The sequence below is a fragment of the Thermobacillus xylanilyticus genome (assembly GCF_907165215.1).
GTDB classification, from domain to species: domain Bacteria; phylum Bacillota; class Bacilli; order Paenibacillales; family Paenibacillaceae; genus Thermobacillus; species Thermobacillus xylanilyticus.
On sequence record NZ_CAJRAY010000080.1, the window covers coordinates 55,014 to 73,085 of the forward strand.

Genomic DNA, 18,072 nt, shown 5'->3' on the forward strand with positions numbered 1-18,072 from the left:
CAACCAGGAAAAGGAGTGATCCCATGGAATACCACGTGTCCATAACAGGCAACGACCAGGCGAAAGGAACAGCCGATCAGCCCTTCCGCACCATCCAACGCGCGGCGTCGCTGGCCGTGGCCGGCGATACGGTGATCGTGCATGCCGGCGTTTACAGGGAGTGGGTCAATCCGGCCAATGGCGGAACGGAAGAGCATCGCATCGTCTATCGTTCCGCGGGAGACGGGGAAGTCGTCATCACGGGGGCTGAACGGATTACCGACTGGAAGGACGAAGGCGGCAATGTCTGGAGCACGGAAGTTCCGAATGCCATTTTCTCTGTCCGGAACCCGTTCGAAGTCGAGCTCTCCGGAGACTGGCTGTTTGAAGGCGCTTTCCCCGTCCACCTCGGCGATGTCTATCTGGACGGCAAGTCCTTGTATGAGTGTGATAGCCTGGAGAAGGTACGCAAGCCTGAAGTCTGGCCTGACGCCAAGTATCCCGATGACTCGCTGCTGACCTGGTATGCCGAAGTCGATTCCGCAACCACGAAGATCTGGGCCAATTTCGGCGGGAAAGATCCCCGCAAGGAGAACGTCGAAATCAGCGTTCGCCCTTGGTGCTTCTGGCCTGACAAACCCGGTCGCAACTACATCACCGTTAGCGGATTCACGCTTCGCCAGGCAGCTCCCCAGTGGGCGCCGCCGACCGCCCATCAGGAAGGTCTGATCGGGCCTCATTGGAGCAAAGGCTGGATCATCGAAAACAATATCATCTGTGAATCCAAAAGCGTCGGCATCAGCCTGGGCACCCCGATCGGAACGGGCCACGCCAAGGTCAGAGGCCGGCACATGAAGGGCGGCACGCAGCGCGAGCAGGAAGTGATCATGCGGGCGCTGCATACCGGCGGTTGGCACAAGACCCTCGTCGGCAGCCATATCGTCCGGAACAATGTGATCCATGATTGCGAACAGGCCGGCATCGTGGGACATATGGGCGGCGCTTTCAGCCAGATTTATGGAAACCGGATCTACAATATTCACCACAAGCGTCTCCGGCACGGCGCCGAAGTGGCGGGCATCAAGCTGCATGCGGCGCTGGATACCCAGATTCGCGAAAATATCATCTACAGTTGCTACCGCGGTCTGTGGCTGGACTGGCAGGCGCAGGGGACGCGCATCAGCCGCAATGTCTTTTTCGACAATCTGTCCGAGGACTTGTTCGTCGAGGTTTGCCATGGTCCGTATATGGTGGACCACAATCTGTTCCTTTCTCTGATGAATTTCCGAAACATGGCGCAAGGCGGAGCGTTCGCCCACAATCTGTTCGCGGGCCGATTCGTGGTTCGCAATGAGCTGACCCGTACGACGCCGTACCACTTCCCGCATGAGACCGCCGTGGCCGGCTACTCCAACATTACCGGAGGCGATGACCGGTACTACAATAATGTCTTCCTGGGAGACAATGACCCGAACAAAGAGCCCGTCCCGATCACCTTCTTCGAGCATCTGCCGCTCAAACCCAGGTATAAAGTCGATGAGGATGGGAAGCCCGTCATGGACGGTGTGCCGGACGATTCCATCTGCTGGCTGCACCCGGTGGGATTGGGAGGCTACGACAAGCATCCGAATGTGAAAGACAAGCCATGGTGGGAATACACCCGGGAAGAGTTGGCCGCGCTCGATGACGCCGCGAAAAAGCAAATCTTTACCGGCAATGCCGTTCTTCCGGTGGCGATGGGCGGAAATCTGTATCTGGGCGATGCGGTTCCGGGTCGTCACGAACCGGGCGCGAAGGTCCATCAGCAGCGGGGGATTGAAGTGGAGACGGATCCCGCGCAAGGCAAGGCGCGCATCCGGATCACGGAACCCGAATTGCTTCGCGGCGCCTCCGCCATGCTGGTCACCACCGATCTGCTCGGGAGCACCTATCATGCCGAGATGAAATTTGAACACCCGGACGGCACGCCTTATCGCTTCGACTCGGACTTTGTCGGGAACAGGAGGCCTGACGCAGACGTCACAGCCGGTCCGTTCGAATTGACGGACAGCGGCGTCATCGAATTTGAACTCGGATAAGGGTTCCGGAACCATCATCGTGCCTATGACCATCGTCAACCCGCAATACTATGATGAAATCATCCAGCGCTTGTTGGATGATGGTGCCCCATTAAAGCACTTCATTCTTTACGCAAGCAAAGCCACATTGCTGAAACGATTGAACAAGCGGTTCGAAGGTGGAAGGACGTGGGCAAAGCGGAATATTGACCGGTGTATTCACGCTTTTGATCATGTGATTACGGAAACCAAAATCATGACGGATGAAAAATCAATTGATGATGTAGTGGAAGAAATCGCGGCGAAAAGCGGGATCACGCTTCTTCCTGACAAGAGAGGGCGCATCAAGAAGGAGATTGACAGGGCCGTAGCGATGATAAAGCATATCCGGTAAATAGACTGAGCTTGAAAAGTCCAAACCATTCAGGTGTGGGCTTTTCTTTTTGATCAAAATGAAACAGAAAAGGGAAATGTCCGTAAAGGATATAAAAAATAGAAAAAATGAAAGTCGAGATGATCGCGGGGGTGGAAACGAATGAGCCAGACTGTGCTGGAAGTGGAAGGCCTGTCCAAAACCTATGAAAATTCGATGCACGTTGTACACGCATTGAAGAATGTATCTTTTTCTTTGAAAAAGGCGGAATTCGCGGTCATCATGGGGACAAGCGGATCAGGGAAAAGCACGTTGCTTCATATCTTGAGTGCATTGGACAAGCCGACTTCGGGCACCATCAAGCTCAATGGTCAGCCTTGCCATCATATCTTCCGGGAGCCGGAGGCTTCGCGTTATCGATTGAAGAATGTCGGGTTTGTCTTCCAGGCTTATAATCTCCTCAAAGATTTGTCTGCGGAAGACAATATTGCGGTGCCGCTGGTTTTGCAAGGAGAACCGGAAGCCTCCATTCAAGCCAGGGTGGATGAGGTGCTGCGAATACTGGGCTTGTCCGCCTTCCGCCGGCATCGCCCTGTCGAATTGTCCGGCGGCCAGCAGCAGCGGGTAGCGATCGGACGCGCCATCATCGCGAATCCCCCCATTTTGTTGGCGGATGAACCTACAGGGAATCTCGACTATAACACATCTAAGGAAATCTTGGATGTTTTTATCAAGATGAGGGAAGAGCGGCAACAAACCATCTTGCTCGTCACTCATGACCCCGTTGTTGCGGCTTCTGCTGACCGGGTGCTGTTCTTCCATGATGGCGAGATCCGGGATGAGTATCATTGCAGGGGGAAGCAGGATCTGGACAATATATTGCGGATTTTCAAGACGATCACCGAGGGAAGGTGATGGGATGAGAAAGACGCTATGGGGAATGGCCTTGCGGTTGCTTAAAGCCAATCGTCTGTTGATTTTATTTTCCACCATCAGTATCCTGTGCTCAACGCTTTTGATCAGCACAATGCTCATGTACACGCTGAATGCTCAACGTACGATGGAGCAGTCGTTCAGAGAGATGTTTGGAGAAGCGGATATCATGGTGTCATATCCCCCGGCACATCCCGATGTCCTGACCAAAGAGAAGGCGGAGCGCATCGTTTCTCTGCCGGGCGTTGAGGAGTCCGCTTATGTACTGTCCAGGTTTCTCCATATCGGCGAATCAAATATGCCCGTATGGACGATCGGCACCACGAGCAATGACTTGACGAGAAGCACCTACAAGTTTACTTCAGAGATTACGCCTTCCACGATCATTCTCAATGAAGAACTCGCCCAATACTTAAATGTTGCAATCGATGACGAAGTGGTCATAGAGGGAATGGTTCTCCGGGTATCGGAGATTACGGAGGATCTTCAGGGTTCGGTCAGCATCGCCGTTATCCACTATGATCATATGCAGCCCTTCACGGAGAAGGGAGAGTATGCGAACGGGTTGATGATCAAGCTTGCAAAGGGGGCAAATGCTTTATCGGTTGCACAGAAGATCAGAGAGATAGATGATCAACTGCGCATTGATCTGGTAGAGCAAAATGAACTAGTCGCGTCGAACATGCGGACGCTGCACACCTTCATCATTATGATGTCGTTGTTGGTCCTCGTGATAACTTCGCTACTGGTCCTTTCCAATCTGGAGATTCTGCTCTATAAACTAAGAAATCAGATTGTGATTTTGCGATCGATCGGAGCCACAACCAGGCAGATCGGCCAGATCATGCTTGTCCAAAGTTTCGTCATCAATCTGGTTGGTACGGTTTTCGGCGGCGGCGCGTCAGTATTGGCCATGAATGATCTGTTCCGTTTAGCGGAACGTGTTTTTCATATGCCGGCGACCACGGAGAATCTTTCGAACATGCCGGTTGTCCTTATCATCGTCGCAGCTTGTTTTCTCATCTTCCAAATATTCATGATCATACCTGCATATCGCAGTACGAGAATTTTGCCCCTCGAGATTGCGGAAGAGAATGAGCGATTGGACTTCAAGCACAAGAAGAAACACAAACTCCGCGGTTTGGGCACAGCCTTGACCGGGAGTGCGTTGTATTTATTTGGCTATATCGATGAAAATTACGTGTTGTTCTTCCCGGGATTGTTCATTTTGTTTATCGGAAGTTTGCTGTTCATGCCCTATGTGATCGAAAAGGTCATTCACGGGACTTTGAAGGTTGTCGGCCGCAGACTTGGCCGGCATGTTTACCTGACTTTCAAAAACATGCTGCCCCAGGTGAGGAGAAATGCTTTTGCCGTTATTTCGATTTCGTTGACCTTGACGATTGCCGTATTCGGAACAACTTTGTTAAGTACTTTGGATGCGAACAATCTTCGTTCTTTGAAGGAAAGATATGAGAAGCCGATCATGCTGTATAACCGTCTCGGATCTGAATCGACACTGGATCATCATCTGCTGCGGGAAACCTTGCTGAAATTCGATTCCATCCGGGATGTGCAGTATGAAGGAGCGTTATTGCACAATTATATATTGTTGAATGATGCAGAGATCAAGATAACCCCTGTGGCGGTTCATTCCCCTTTGACAGAGGGGCTGAAGGATGATGAACTCGTCATCTCTGAGAAGCTGGCAGCCCAATATCACCTGCAGGCGGGCGACGAAATCCTGATCGGTTATCGCGATGCGGAGCATCAGGATGTCTTGCCAACCGGCATCTATCGCATCGGAAGGGTCAGTGAGGCATTGAATCAATCCGATTATACGCTGATGACATGGTCCAATCCGCTGAATACAAAATCAACTGTGACCAGGATTTACATCGATACGGAGGATGAGCAACAAGCATTGGCTGATTTGGAAACCGTACGCGAGAAGTACCCGGAGCTTCAGATCACCACATTAAGCGAAGCTTTGGAACAAGCGAGAGCAGGATTCGTTCAGCGGTGGGGGATTTTTATCGCCGTGCTCAGTGTAATCATTGGCTGCTCGATGGCGGGAGTACTTAGCGGTTTAATGAATCAGGTCATGTCGAAGCGTAAAGAATTTGCCGTTCTGCGAACCGTAGGGGTGTCTCCTGCGGGGATCGTCTGCAACATACTGGTGCAAGTGTGTCTGTATGTAGGTTTGGGTATTGTATGTGGCAGTATTTTGGGCGTGATCGTTCTCGTGCTCGTGATTGCGCTTGATCCGACGCCGATCACTTTTCATTTTCCGACCATAGGGCTGACGGGCATCGGGATGCTATTGCTGACTGTTGCAACCTCCGCGATCACCGGGCGTCATATCACATCCAGAAATATTCTGCAGGAAATGATGATGGATGGAAAGTAATATGGAGTGGAATGTTTAAATCACATTTGTGATTGCGCATGAAGAAGACCCTTCCGGCAGGAGCGTGTCCGCCGGAAGGGTCCTGTTTTAAATTTTGGCCAGATATTCGATGAGTCTGACAAAGACGGCCGCGGCTTCGGCGCGGGTGGCGGTTCCTTTGGGGTCAAAGAGGTTGCCGCCTTTGCCGGTTACAATGTCTATGCCTTGCAGCGCCTTGGCGGCCTCCAATGCCCATGGACTGATCTTGCTTTCATCCACGAAGGACCGGTCCTGGCTTTGCGGAATCTCAATGCCTTTATATTGCAGGTACTTGTACAGGATGACAATCATTTGCTCGCGTGTAATCGGGGCGTCGGGATCGAAGCGATCCGCGTTAGTTCCGTTCACGATGCCGTTCTCGGAAGCCCATCCGACCGCCGCTGTATACCACCCGAGTTCGACAGTAAATCGGCAATTTTAGGCACATGAAAAATAAAGAATCGCATAACAGCAAGGTTTTTGGGGACTGAAGATAGAAAAAAACGCAAAGTTTCATAGGCACACGTTTTGTTGATGTTTTCTTGTATTTATTGATGATATATGGTATTATATAGGCATGTATATACGACGCGTTTCTCGAAAAAACAAAAATGGATCCACCACCGCTTACCTTCAGCTTGCGCACAACGAGTGGGATCCCGTCGCGAAGCATGCCAAGGCGAAGGTCATCTACTCGTTCGGCCGCGAGGACGAAATCGATCGTTCCGTTCTGGAACGGTTGGTGCAGAGCATTGCCCGTTACCTGACTCCGGAAGCGGCGCTGCAGGCGCAAAACGCAATTGGCGATACGGCGGAATTCTTGTTCCGGTCCAGCAAACGCTTGGGCGGAGCCTGGCTCCTCCATCAGCTGTGGCAAAAGATCGGGTTGGACGCCATCCTCGAAAAATTGTTCAAGGATCGTAAATATCAATCGTCCATTGAGCGTCTGATCTTCGCTATGGTGGCCAACCGCGCCCTTAATCCTTCGAGCAAGCTGGCGATGGAAGATTGGGTGAAGGACGAGGTGTATATTCCAGGCCTAAGCGAAGTCGGCAGCCAGCAATTGTACCGAGCGATGGACGAGTTGTTGGAAGTTCAATCGGAGCTGGAGCATCAGATCTATTGTGCTGTTTCCGATTTGCTGAATCTGGAGGTCGATCTGCTTTACTTCGACACCACCTCTTCTTACTTCGAAGTCGATCCGTTCGATGTGCCGGAGGATGACGACTTGCGCAAGCAGGGATTTTCGAAGGACAAGCGTCCGGATCTGGTTCAGGTCGTCATCGGGCTCGCCGTCACGCGTCAAGGGATTCCGATCCGCTCTTGGGTCTGGCCGGGCAATACGTCGGATATGTCGGTCGTCGATCAAGTCAAGCGCGACTTGGTCGGCTGGAAGCTCGGCCGGGTGATCAGTGTGATGGATCGCGGCTTCACCTCCGAAAAAAATTTGCGGACGTTGCAGCGGGCCGGCGGTCATTATATCGTCGGGGAGAAGATGCGATCCGGCAAAGAGACGACGGATGCTGCCATGAGCCGCAAAGGCCGGTACCACCACGTGCGCGAGAACTTGCAGGTCAAGGATATCGTCGTCGGCGACGGCGAGGCGAGAAAACGCTACGTTCTCGTGCATAATCCCAAAGAAGCCGAACGGGATCGTCTGCGCCGGAAAGAGCTAATCGAACGTTTGGAAGCGGAACTGGAGGGTCTCAAGCAGTTAAGCAACCAGGCGCACACGAAAGCCGCATGCCGATTGCGCACGCATCCGACCTACGGAAAGTACTTGCGTCAACTGAAAGACGGGACACTCAAGCTGGATAAGCAAGCGATCCGTGACGCAGAGAAATATGACGGCAAGTATCTCATCCGGACATCGGATGACACGCTTTCTGCAGAGGACGTTGCCCTCGGCTACAAGCAGCTGGTTGATGTGGAAGACGCATTCCGAACACTAAAGACCACGTTGGAGCTTCGTCCGATGTATCATCGGCTGGAAAACCGCATTCGCGCCCACATCCTGCTTTGTTGGCTTGCTTTACTGCTGGTTCGCATCATCGAAGAAGAAACCGGCGAGACCTGGACGGCATTACGCAAGGAACTCGATCGCATTCATCTTGGACATTTTTCATCAAATAACGGAGACGTCTACCAGAGCACGGAATTGACACCCAAACAACGAAAAACCTTTGATACGCTTGGGATTGAGGCTCCACCAAAGTTCCTAAAGATACAACCCAAAGCATAGATACACGCATTTCTTAAGAAAAATGCCCGTCAACCCAGACAGCGCAAGGGATAGCGGGTATTTCATTTACCTAGTAACTGTCGAACTCGGGTACCACTTTCCGACCGCCACGTCGCGGAAACGGGTATTCGAGTAGCCGGAACGGTCCACGTTCTCGAGATTGGCCAGCACCTGTATGAACATGGCGCGCGTCATCGGGACTCCCGGCGAGAACGATGTGGACGATGTGCCGTCGAACAGGCTGAACGTGTAGGCGGCATTGACGTAGTCGTAGAACCAGGCGTTCCCGTCGACATCACGGAAAGGATTGCCCGAAACTACGGTGAGGCCAAGCGCTGACTCCTCATCGAGCACAAGCTCCGCGCCCTCACGGATGTCCAGCGACAAGCCGCTTTCGAAGCTGACGGTCGCGCCGCCCGGTCCGATTGCGACCTTGCCGTTTGCATCAATTGTTGTGCCTGCCGGTACGCGAATCCGGATTCCGCTCTTGGTCAAGATTTCGCCGCCGCCCGGGAGGGTCGTGTTGCCTTCCTCATCCGTGACCGCAGGCTTGTCGGCCGGCGTGTTCACGGTGTAGGGCTTTTGCGACGTACCATCATTGCTGCCAGGATTGATGATAACAGGGATATACGAACTCGTCGGCGTCGCCGTCACGCTTGCCGCTGCGCTTTCGCCCTTCTCGTTGACCGCGACGATCTTGAAGGTGTACGCCACGCCGTTGGTCAGTCCCGTAAACGTATATTCGTATGCCGACGGACCTACCGTAACCGGCTTCTCGTTGTCATACCAGACTTTGTAGCCGGTTATCGGTTTGCCGCCGTCGCTCGCCGGCGCCGTCCATTTCAACGTGACCCTTCTGTCGCCAACCGTGGCGGTCAAATTGCCCGGAGCGTCAGGCACGCCCGGCTTGCGCTGCGAGAACATCCAGTCAAAGACGTCGGTATAGTCATTGTTCCATGGCGGCAAGTTGGGGGACTGGATAATCGGCGCCATGCTCCAGGTCTCCCCGGTGAACGGATTGTCCATCGTGAACCGGTTGTACAGCACCGCCGCTTCCACTTCGTGCGCGATATAACGAACAAGCGGCGGATTGTTCTCCGGATTGGGCCGCTGACTCGGCTGGTCATATTGATTGTAAGGCCAGGTCAGCGCCTCGTTGCTGTCAAAACGGGAGGCCCTCGCGTTGGTCAGGTTCCCGATATCGTTCAACATGTTGTCGACGTTGCTTGCACCGCTGTCATACGTGTTGACGAACAGCCAGTAGGCCAGATCCCGGTTTTCGGGCGCCGTCGGCCAGCCGGATGAAATGCCCATGGGTGCGGCCGCCGCGAAGAAGCCGGGGTAGGCGTTGACCAGGATGTTCGTATACGCGCCGCCCCATGAGAAGCCCGCGACATAGATACGATCGGGGTCCACCGATCCGTCGGCAATCAAACCGTCGATCACCTGCTTGACATCGTCCGTTCGCGGAGTGGAAGTTTCGTTATAGGAAATGTTCAGAATATGGCTCGCGTATTTCCCGGGATTCTCCTCCATTTTCTTCATCAGGGCAACATCAGGGCAACCGAGCCGTTGGCCGATTTCATCGACGCTTTCTGGTCGATCTGCGCCTGTGTGCCGCCGCGCGACATGCCGTGCGTATAGACATAAAGCGGCAGCCCTTGTACGGCATTGCCCTTTTCGTCCTTGTGAATGTAGAGCGCGTAATTGACCGATTTGAATGTATGCGTTGTGAATTTGTCGAGGATCGGGTTCACCACATCGGTCTGTTTGAAGACGGCGTAATCGATCGGATTGCCATTCTTCAGCTCGATCTCGCCGTTTAACACGATGTTGTAGTTTTGTCTGGTCGAGTTGCTGCTGCCATCCAGTGTGGTGCTGCCGCCGACTTCCGTGTAGAACTCCAGCTCCACGACGATGTAGCGGCCGCTTTCCAATCCGTCCCGATAATCCGGCGAATTGTGCACTTTCCCGCGGTAACCGCGCACCTTCGGTTCGTCATTGGCGTATACCCTCGAGATGTTGCGCGTGCCTTCGAACACCACCGTGTCACCGGTCAGCGTCGTGTTTCGGGCCGATACGGTGAACAAGCCCGGATGGAGTGCGGAACCGAGCGCCTCCCGGCCTTCGCCCAGGTCGATAATGACCGCTGTCGTGTACTCGCCGCGGGCGAAGTTGTCGTTCCATACGATAAAGGGAATCTGTTCGGCGGCCGGATCATCCTTGAACGTCACGCGAATCTGATGGTCGGCGACAATATTGGTCAACGTGAACGTGTTATCGGATTCTAACGTCACCGGTTCGCCATCGACCGTTACGGTATCCACAAGTTTGCCGTTGTCCGGAATCACGGTGAACGTGAAGTCTGAGCCGTGGGCTACTCGCTTGACGTTGCCGGGAACGCTTGGCGTGACTCTGCCGCCCGTACCGGTCAACAGGGTGATGGAGTGTCTCGGATCCGGTTCAGCGGCCGGAATGAGTTCAATGCTGTCCTGGAATGCTTCGTGGCCGTTAAAACCCGAGTCCGGCGGGCCGAAAGCGGATACCACTTCATAGCGGTCGGCGCCGATTTCCGACGAGTTGTTGATATTTACCTCAAACGTGAATTTGCCCGGCTGTAACGTCAAGTCGCGCTTTGGAATTCGGATTTCCACGATGTACCCGGTGTCCGTAATCTGCGTCCACGCGGCCCGGTCCGTATGGGACTGCCCCGAGAACACGCCCGTCGCGCTGACGCGCCATTGGTTGGAGCCGTTCGAACCCGGGCCGACGAAGAACTCCACGCTGTCGTACGTATGATCCCCGCCGGCTCCCTGATAGACATTGCTGTCCTCTACCACGACGCGGGCGTACAGGAAGTTTTCGTCCCAGAGAATTCTGACCGTCCCCGTGGCATGGGGTCTGGGATCATCCGGCGCAGAACTGCGGTTGATCGGATACTCGTTGGTCTTGAACCACAGCGGGTCGTTGGAGCCGAGCTCGGGCGTTCCGTACACGGCGGTCGGGATGTCAGCCGCTTCCGCGATCGCAATGTTGTCCGTCTCGGCGGCAAAACCGACAGGCATGAAGGACGTCAATATCATCAGGCAACAGAGGAGGGAGAGTTTTTTGGCTAAAACGTTTCAACATAAAAACAAAATCCTCCTTTCCCAAGTAAATGAAGCGACAGCTTCCTTGCGACGTATCCGGATTTAGCAACCACCCCCAATTCAGATATAGAGGATAAAAATTCCGATATGACGGGTTGACACGGAAGAATGCTATGGTGAATATAATCAAAAAATCGGCAGTTCAAACCAGGTTGCAAGTCTGCGGCAGATGATGGTACGACAAACCATAAGACGCATTACCGGCCTGCCTGGATTGAACGGTATGAGGTAACCGCATGGAACTGAAAGCCAAATTTTTCGATGAACTGACGTCACGGGAAATCTATGAAATCTTGAGGGCAAGATATCTCATTTTCAAAGTCGAGCAGAAAATCGATTACTGCGATTTCGATGATATCGACTTCCGGAGTCTGCACATTTTCCTGGAATCCGACCGTTCGGTAAAAGCTTACCTTCGAGCCTTCTTCAAAGACAGTGACAAGCAAACCGTACAGGTAGGCAGAGTGCTGACCATGGAACACGGAGCCGGTCACGGCAGGAGGCTGATCGAGGAAGGCATCAGACTGATTCAAGAAAAATTAAACCCCGACATCATCTGCCTTGAATCCCAAAAACACGCTGTTGGCTTCTATGAGAAGTTCGGATTTGCCGTTGTATCCGAAGAATTCATCGAGGCCGGCATTCCTCATGTTGAGATGGTATTGAAGGTAAGATAAAGGTTCGGAGAAACCCCGCTGACATGAGGCCATCTTGAGAAATGCCCCTTTCCTGATGTTCATAAGACGATGGAAGGGGGCGTTATTTTTTTATGATTCGCACTAGATCGAATGACCAGGGAAAAAGAGGGATATTGGAACCTCATCTGGTCAAATTGTCTGTCAAATCGACAGGATTGCGAAGATTGCAAAATGGTTATTTTGGACATGCAGGTTTCGACGTTATTTGCAAGATCGCTTTGCTATTCTCAAATTGCTAAAACGAAGAGGTTTGCAAGAGGTGATAAACATGGTTTGATAATGTAAAACAATCAATTGTTGTGCAGAAATTATTAAACGTAGTTTGATAATGTAAAACAATTGGTTTGCTGTGAAAAAAGGCACACGTAATTGTAAGCGCATCCATTCCATAAAGGAGGGTTCCTGGTCATGCGGAACGGCAGCATCAGGTCCACGGTGGCTCTCTTGGTATGCTTCATGCTGGCAGCCGGTCTCTTCTTGCCCCAGGCCAAGGCATCGGCGGAATCGGTGCCGGCTGAAACTTGGAGACAAGTCGATCCCGCCAATATCCAGATCGGCAAAAGCTATCTCATCGTGTCCGAGCACGGCGCGCTGGTGAACGCCCAAGCGACCATCAGCACCCCCGGCGACGTCACCGGCGATACTCAGATCGGCATGGCGTCCAAGCCGGTTACGATCGAAAACGGCTTGATTACATCCGAAGTGACGCCCGACATGATCTGGCAGTTCGGCCTTGGCGCGAACACAGCGCCTCCATCCGGCGGGCTCGGCGAAGGTCAGGGCTATTATTTGTATAACGATGCTCCCGGTGAAGGCGGAGGTACGGAACCTCTGAGAAGGGAGTCCAGCTTCAACGCGCAGCATGCGCCCCTCAACACGACGAATGCATCCGTCAATGAAAACCAGCAGAGCGTGATGCTGCATGTGCTGGATGAAAACGAAGGCACCGTGGCCATGTATTTCTGGAGCGGAAACAACCAGTTCAACTTTGTTCTGACGAGCACGGAAGACGGTTTCACGGCCAAAAGCCCGGCCGCGAGCGCATCGACCGCAGCCCAGCTGCTGGAGCAGATGCAGGCGTCACCGCCGCTCAGGCTGTATGAACCGAACGTGGACGTCGGCGTTCAGCACTATGTCATCGCGACATCCGGCCCGAACGGCACCATCAGCCCGACTTCCCTGACCGGCCATGTCTGGGTGAATGACGGCGAGGACGTGACCTTCACGTTTACCCCCGCATTCGGGTTTGAAGTGGACAAGGTTACGGTCAACGGTGAAGAAGTCGAGGTTACGGGCAACACCTACACCCTCAAGAACGTTACCGCAAGCGGAACAACCATTCATGTGATGTTCAAGCCTGCTTCGGACGCAGCGGAATTGCCGTTCATCGTGTATAACGACATCTTCTCTGTCGGCAACGTCACGACAGCGGTCATCATCGACCTTGGCGAAGGCAACGCGGCGAACCTGGCCGACCTGAGCGCCGACATGTTCACGGCAGCCGCCAGGAACACAAGGCTTGACGGGTCGACGGTGATTTTTGACGGGGAGCGCAAGAATACCAGGGTCTATGTCAACGATGAACCGAAGCCGCTTGGTTATCTTACGCCCGCACCGGGCTCCGACGATCTCGTGACCGATACGCCCGCGAGCGGACGCTACATCATCATTGAGTTCGAGTTCTGGAATGCGAGCGGCCCCGTATCCGGCGCAATGGTGTCGGGCGGCTTGCAGAACGCTTATTCGGCGCTGCTCAATTACCGCATCAACGTAAATCGGGAGCTCAAGCTGGCGGACGGTACGACCTTAACGCCGAAATTCGTGCAGACTGCGGTCGTCAACCCGGCACTGGACAAGTTCGTTCCGGACCAGACGAATCCGGGCGGTCCGGGCAATATGGACATCCTGATCTCGATCGATGAGTCCTGGAAGGAACTCGGTCCGCTCCCGCTGTTCATCTACAACCATGGCGGCGGCCGCGGCGGCCCGCAGGGAGACCGCTTCGCGCCTGTGCAAACCGCGAACGGAGCGGCCGTGCTGTCCAAGCTCCAGCTGGAGCACCCCGGCAAATACAATGCGCACATTATCGCTACGCAGAACCATGTGAACGATCAAGAGAACAACGAGGCCCTTATCGCCTATGTCAAGAAACTGGCCGATGAAGGCAAGGTGGATCTGAACCGGATCTACATGTCCGGTTTCTCGATGGGCAGCATGTACACCATCGGTTTCTATACCCGCAATCCCGAGTTTCTCGCGGCCATCGTTCCGCTTGCGGGAGGTAACTTGCCAACCGTGGATCAGCTGACCGCGAATCCGGAGCTCACCAAAACAGCCATTTGGGCGCATGTCCACAAGAATGATGGCGCCGGGAATTCATGGACACAGTATTTCACAACAGGCGCCGGCGCCAGCGGGTTGTACGAAAATGCCAACGTGAACGTGCTCGAAACGAACCAGGCCTTCAATTACCCGTACTTCGGCTTTGACTGGACGCCGCACGAGACCGAAGCCCAGGTGTTCAGCAACCTGCTGGGCCAATCCAACGCGAGCTTCCGGTATGGCCCGAGTCAGGAAGCCTTCGCGGACAAGAACATCTTTGATTGGATGTTCGCGCAATCACGAAACGGTGCTGCGGCCTCGGCAACCTTGTCAGGGCCGGCCAGCGTGCAGTTCGGGAAACCGTTCGATGTGACTTACGGTCTTGAAGGCGTAACGCAGGAAGTGTACGCACAAGACATTACCATTAAATACGACGCGGACAAACTGGATCTTGTCGGTCGGCCGGTATCCGTCGACGATGAGTTCGTGATTGCGGGCATCGACAAGCAAGAAGGAAGCATTCGAATTCTGGGCGTTCATTTGAATGACAGCGTGAAAAATCCGAACCGGAACCTCTTGCAACTCCGCTTCAAGGCCAAGGACATCGCGGGCACTGCGAATATTCAAGTCACGCATCTCGTGATTGCCGACGGTGACGGCGTGGAAACGCAAATCGGCGGAGCTGCGCATACGGTCGAAGTTGCCAAGCCGACCATGCCGGGAGATTTCAATGACGACAACCGAGTCAGCATCGGCGACCTGGCGCTGGTTGCCAAGGCTTACGGCATGACGTCGGACAGCCCGAATTGGAATGAAGTCAAACGTTACGATATCAACAATGACGGCATCATCGACATCGAAGACCTTTCTGCAGTGGCGCGGCTTATCCTGAAAAACTGATGGTTCCATACCGTCCAAGGGGTATCGGCGCTTGAAGCTGCCGATCCCCTTGGTCTGTCTATCCTGCGGGTTGCGATTGTCGCTGCCTACCGGACAAGGAGAGGGTTTGCTTGAAGAATCGAGTATTGCTGCTTCTGCTGTCCGCGCTTCTGTTCTTTGCGGCGTTGCCGAACTTGGCATCCGCCGGGGACGAGCCTGTCTTCACTTTGAACAGCAAAGTCAGTCATGCGCGAATCGGCGATGAAGTTGTGATTTCAATTGACGGCTCCGATGCGAAGGATGTGTATGGATTCGAGCTTCGCCTGGCCTACGATCCGAAAGCTTTGACTTTCCTAGAAGCGTCCAATGACTGGGGGGGATTTACGGTCCCTCCGATCGTCGAAGACGGAACCATTACATTCGCGCACACCAAGATCGGCAAAATCAAGGGCGAGAACGGAAAGGTTCGGTTTGCCGAAATGCGTTTCAAAGCGATCGGGCGAGGCAGCACCTCCATCGAATTGACACGCGCCAAATTGGTTGACAGCGAGTTGGGCAGTACAACGGTAGAACCCGGCGTGTCGCTCAAGATCAGCATTTCCGGTTCAGCTCCGTATAAGGATACGAAAGGCCATTGGGCCGAGGGAGATATTGCAAGGGCAACGGAGATGGGCTGGGTCAACGGCTTGCCGGACGGAAGATTCGCCCCGGATCAAGAGGTGACGCGCGCGGAATTCACCACGATGCTGTCAAGAGCGCTCGCGCTGTCCGCTCCGCTGGACCAGGTCCGGACCTTCAAGGATCAGGAGAGCATTCCGGGGTACGCGAAATCCCATGTCATGCAAGCGGCCGCCGCCGGATGGACGAAAGGGTACGACGACGGGACGTTCAGGCCGCTGCAACGGATGACCCGCTCCGAGGTCACGGTCATGCTGATGCGCATAGTAGGATACGAAGACAAGATGGAGGCGAGTCCTTCGCTGCCCTATGCTGATGCGGATCAAGTTCCGGTCTGGGCTTACCCGGCCGTTGCGGCAGCCACGGATATGGGCATCGTCAAGGGAAGGGCCGGCAACCGGTTTGCTCCGGGCGGCCATGTGTCCCGTGCTGAAGCCGTTGTATTGATTCTGAGAGTGTTGGATCACATTTCTACGACAGCCGAATAATGCATAGGAGACCCGCCCGGCGGTTGGGGTCAAAGCGATTAGCCCCCGGCCCATGCCGAAATCGCCGATGCATAGCGGGAAGTCACGGGAAGAAGACGATCTCTTCCCGTCTCTTTTTTGTGGAGGATATTGTAAGCGATTTGCGAAAGCGGCGTATGACCGATGAGCAGACTTGAAGCGGTTTGTACCTTCAACTTAAAGGAAAGATATCCCTTATTATGGGGGAGGTTGGGAGAAACCCGCTTACATGAGGCAATCTTAAGAAAATCTCAAGGAAACCATAAGACAGAATTTAAGCATCGCTCCTTTCCTGAAGTTCATAATACTTTGGAAGGGAGCGTTATTTATGATGATTCGCATAGCCAGAAGAAAAAGATCGGGAATATTTGGATTTTTCGTGTTGGCTGTCGTAATTGCCTGTGTATCCAAATTTTTCTCTGCTCCGGAGGGAAAAAATGACGATACAGCCCCCGGATACGCGAAGTCACTCGCTGACGAACTGTACAGCCCCCATGCCATTTTAGTCCGCCTAAAAGACCAAGCTGTGCTGTTGCGCAAAAACAGTGAAGAAAAGATCTTTCCAGCTTCGTTGACCAAAATGATGACCGCGATTGTGGCCATTGAAAATTTGACGGATTTGGAGGAAGAAATACAACTGACGCATTACACTTTTGACGGCCTTTACAGCGCCAATGCTTCTTTGGCCGGATTCGAGGCGGGGGAGATGGTGAAGGCGATTGATCTTTTATACGGGGTGCTGCTTTCAAGCGGCGCCGAAGCGTGTATTGCGCTTGCGGATCATATTGCGGGTTCGGAGCAGAACTTTGCAGTGATGATGAATCAAAAGGCGGCCGATCTCGGGATGGACAACACCCGTTTTGAAAATTCCACTGGTCTTCACGATGAGAATCACTACACAACAGTCGAAGATCTGGCGATTCTCTTGACCTATGCTCTGCAAAGTGACACGTTCAGGGAGATTTTTACTACGCCTCGCCATGCCACACAACCTACGAACAAGCATCCTGGAGGGATAACCCTTCATAGCACCATGTTCGAAAAACTGGACAGTCGTAACATTAGCGGCGGAGAAATTTTGGGCGGAAAAACCGGATATACCAACGAAGCCGGGCTGTGCCTGGCAAGTCTCGCCAAGGTCGGCGGCCAAGAATATATCTTGATTACGGCTGGCGCAAAAGGGGATAACCATCCCGGGCAGTATAATATTAGAGATGCGATGGTTGTCTATAATAGACTTGGAGAAAGTATTTCAAAATAATCTTAAAATGTTTAGTAAAGAAAAGGCCCGACGCTGGAAGCGGACGAATATGACTCATTTATGCGGGAAACCCGCGAAACTTTGATTTCCGAGATGGAGAGGCACATCTGGAACAACCCGGTATCACCATTTTCTCCAATATACGTTGCCGTCCATGATGTCGGAAGCCGCAAGCCAGAAGGAAAAGGACCGGCTAGCCGCCATCAGGGAAACCGAAGAATACCGGAACATCATGAACGAGTATGTCTATGAAAATACCGTTGCCTATTCTGTCAATCTGGCCATCTTGTCGGTCCTGGCGGTGCTGACGCTGGTGTCCCCGCTTATCGTCACCGACCGCGCGAGGCATGGCCATCTGTTGCAATATACGGCGAAGCATGGGCGCAAAGCCGTACTGCTTTCGGCTTTTATGCTCACGACGCTGCTGCTTGCGGTGTTCGGGAGGATTTACGGTACGAACGGCACATGGGTGTTCTGGAACAGCGGCCTGTCATGCCCACACCCTTGTAATGCGATGTATTACAGTGTTACAATGCAAACAGGATAGGATGGGAAAGGGAGGTGTGA

At 53.4% G+C, this 18,072-nt stretch carries 13 protein-coding genes; 10 read left to right on the forward strand and 3 right to left on the reverse strand.

Features of this window, described 5'->3' with window-relative positions; genetic code table 11:
• Window positions 1-23 precede the first annotated feature (23 nt).
• The 4 genes from KJQ12_RS14850 to KJQ12_RS14865 all read left to right on the forward strand — a co-directional run bounded on the left by KJQ12_RS14850 (window position 24) and on the right by KJQ12_RS14865 (window position 5,752).
• Window positions 24-2,057, forward strand: a complete 2,034-nt coding sequence (locus tag KJQ12_RS14850) for a right-handed parallel beta-helix repeat-containing protein (protein ID WP_213485486.1) — start codon at window positions 24-26, stop codon at window positions 2,055-2,057.
• A 25-nt stretch (window positions 2,058-2,082) separates the two neighbouring features.
• Window positions 2,083-2,430, forward strand: a complete 348-nt coding sequence (locus KJQ12_RS14855; protein ID WP_213485487.1) for a hypothetical protein — start codon at window positions 2,083-2,085, stop codon at window positions 2,428-2,430.
• Window positions 2,431-2,571: 141 nt separating this feature from the next.
• Window positions 2,572-3,324 (forward strand): ABC transporter ATP-binding protein, encoded by a 753-nt coding sequence (locus KJQ12_RS14860; RefSeq protein WP_213485488.1) that lies wholly within the window; start codon window positions 2,572-2,574, stop codon window positions 3,322-3,324.
• Between the two features lie 4 nt (window positions 3,325-3,328).
• On the forward strand, window positions 3,329-5,752 hold the full coding sequence (locus tag KJQ12_RS14865) for an FtsX-like permease family protein (RefSeq protein ID WP_213485489.1): 2,424 nt from the start codon (window positions 3,329-3,331) through the stop codon (window positions 5,750-5,752).
• 87 nt (window positions 5,753-5,839) lie between these two features.
• Here KJQ12_RS14865 and KJQ12_RS14870 read toward each other — a convergent pair whose 3' ends face one another.
• Window positions 5,840-6,139, reverse strand: a complete 300-nt coding sequence (locus KJQ12_RS14870) for an S-layer homology domain-containing protein (RefSeq protein ID WP_213485490.1) — start codon at window positions 6,137-6,139, stop codon at window positions 5,840-5,842.
• A 208-nt stretch (window positions 6,140-6,347) separates the two neighbouring features.
• Between KJQ12_RS14870 and KJQ12_RS14875 the strand changes: the two genes are divergently transcribed.
• On the forward strand, window positions 6,348-8,012 hold the full coding sequence (locus KJQ12_RS14875; protein ID WP_213485491.1) for an IS1634 family transposase: 1,665 nt from the start codon (window positions 6,348-6,350) through the stop codon (window positions 8,010-8,012).
• A gap of 66 nt (window positions 8,013-8,078) precedes the next feature.
• Here the strand turns inward: KJQ12_RS14875 and KJQ12_RS19660 are convergent, their stop codons facing one another.
• Both KJQ12_RS19660 and KJQ12_RS19665 read right to left on the reverse strand, forming a co-directional pair.
• A complete protein-coding gene (locus KJQ12_RS19660) occupies window positions 8,079-9,557 on the reverse strand; it encodes a fibronectin type III domain-containing protein (RefSeq protein WP_244860637.1) in 1,479 nt (492 codons plus the stop codon).
• Window positions 9,557-11,077: a sugar-binding protein gene (locus tag KJQ12_RS19665; RefSeq protein WP_244860638.1), complete on the reverse strand. Its 1,521-nt coding sequence runs from the start codon at window positions 11,075-11,077 to the stop codon at window positions 9,557-9,559. The genes KJQ12_RS19660 and KJQ12_RS19665 overlap by 1 nt, the downstream gene beginning before the upstream one ends.
• A gap of 320 nt (window positions 11,078-11,397) precedes the next feature.
• Here KJQ12_RS19665 and KJQ12_RS14885 point away from each other — a divergent pair, with 320 nt between their 5' ends.
• The 5 genes from KJQ12_RS14885 (at window position 11,398) to KJQ12_RS14905 (ending at window position 18,052) form a co-directional block, all read left to right on the forward strand.
• Window positions 11,398-11,838 (forward strand): GNAT family N-acetyltransferase, encoded by a 441-nt coding sequence (locus KJQ12_RS14885; protein ID WP_213485493.1) that lies wholly within the window; start codon window positions 11,398-11,400, stop codon window positions 11,836-11,838.
• Between the two features lie 429 nt (window positions 11,839-12,267).
• The gene (locus tag KJQ12_RS14890) at window positions 12,268-15,081 is read left to right on the forward strand and encodes a cohesin domain-containing protein (RefSeq protein WP_244860639.1); all 2,814 of its coding nucleotides are present in this window, start codon (window positions 12,268-12,270) and stop codon (window positions 15,079-15,081) included.
• Between the two features lie 110 nt (window positions 15,082-15,191).
• Window positions 15,192-16,226, forward strand: coding sequence for an S-layer homology domain-containing protein (locus KJQ12_RS14895; protein WP_213485495.1), 1,035 nt, complete (start codon window positions 15,192-15,194; stop codon window positions 16,224-16,226).
• Window positions 16,227-16,572: 346 nt separating this feature from the next.
• A complete protein-coding gene (locus KJQ12_RS14900) occupies window positions 16,573-17,505 on the forward strand; it encodes a D-alanyl-D-alanine carboxypeptidase family protein (RefSeq protein WP_213485497.1) in 933 nt (310 codons plus the stop codon).
• A gap of 154 nt (window positions 17,506-17,659) precedes the next feature.
• A complete protein-coding gene (locus KJQ12_RS14905) occupies window positions 17,660-18,052 on the forward strand; it encodes a hypothetical protein (RefSeq protein WP_213485499.1) in 393 nt (130 codons plus the stop codon).
• The last annotated feature ends 20 nt before the right edge of the window (window positions 18,053-18,072 follow it).

Excerpts from the sequence above, each read along its gene's own strand:
- KJQ12_RS14885 (WP_213485493.1), top strand. The coding sequence starts at position 11,398 with ATGGAACTGAAAGCCAAATTTTTCGATGAACTGACGTCACGGGAAATC.
- KJQ12_RS14890 (WP_244860639.1), top strand. The coding sequence starts at position 12,268 with ATGCGGAACGGCAGCATCAGGTCCACGGTGGCTCTCTTGGTATGCTTC.
- KJQ12_RS19665 (WP_244860638.1), bottom strand. The coding sequence starts at position 11,077 with ATGCCTGTCGGTTTTGCCGCCGAGACGGACAACATTGCGATCGCGGAA.
- KJQ12_RS14875 (WP_213485491.1), top strand. The coding sequence starts at position 6,348 with ATGTATATACGACGCGTTTCTCGAAAAAACAAAAATGGATCCACCACC.
- KJQ12_RS19660 (WP_244860637.1), bottom strand. The coding sequence starts at position 9,557 with ATGAAGAAAATGGAGGAGAATCCCGGGAAATACGCGAGCCATATTCTG.
- KJQ12_RS14850 (WP_213485486.1), top strand. The coding sequence starts at position 24 with ATGGAATACCACGTGTCCATAACAGGCAACGACCAGGCGAAAGGAACA.
- KJQ12_RS14900 (WP_213485497.1), top strand. The coding sequence starts at position 16,573 with ATGATGATTCGCATAGCCAGAAGAAAAAGATCGGGAATATTTGGATTT.
- KJQ12_RS14865 (WP_213485489.1), top strand. The coding sequence starts at position 3,329 with ATGAGAAAGACGCTATGGGGAATGGCCTTGCGGTTGCTTAAAGCCAAT.
- KJQ12_RS14860 (WP_213485488.1), top strand. The coding sequence starts at position 2,572 with ATGAGCCAGACTGTGCTGGAAGTGGAAGGCCTGTCCAAAACCTATGAA.
- KJQ12_RS14905 (WP_213485499.1), top strand. The coding sequence starts at position 17,660 with ATGATGTCGGAAGCCGCAAGCCAGAAGGAAAAGGACCGGCTAGCCGCC.
- KJQ12_RS14855 (WP_213485487.1), top strand. The coding sequence starts at position 2,083 with ATGACCATCGTCAACCCGCAATACTATGATGAAATCATCCAGCGCTTG.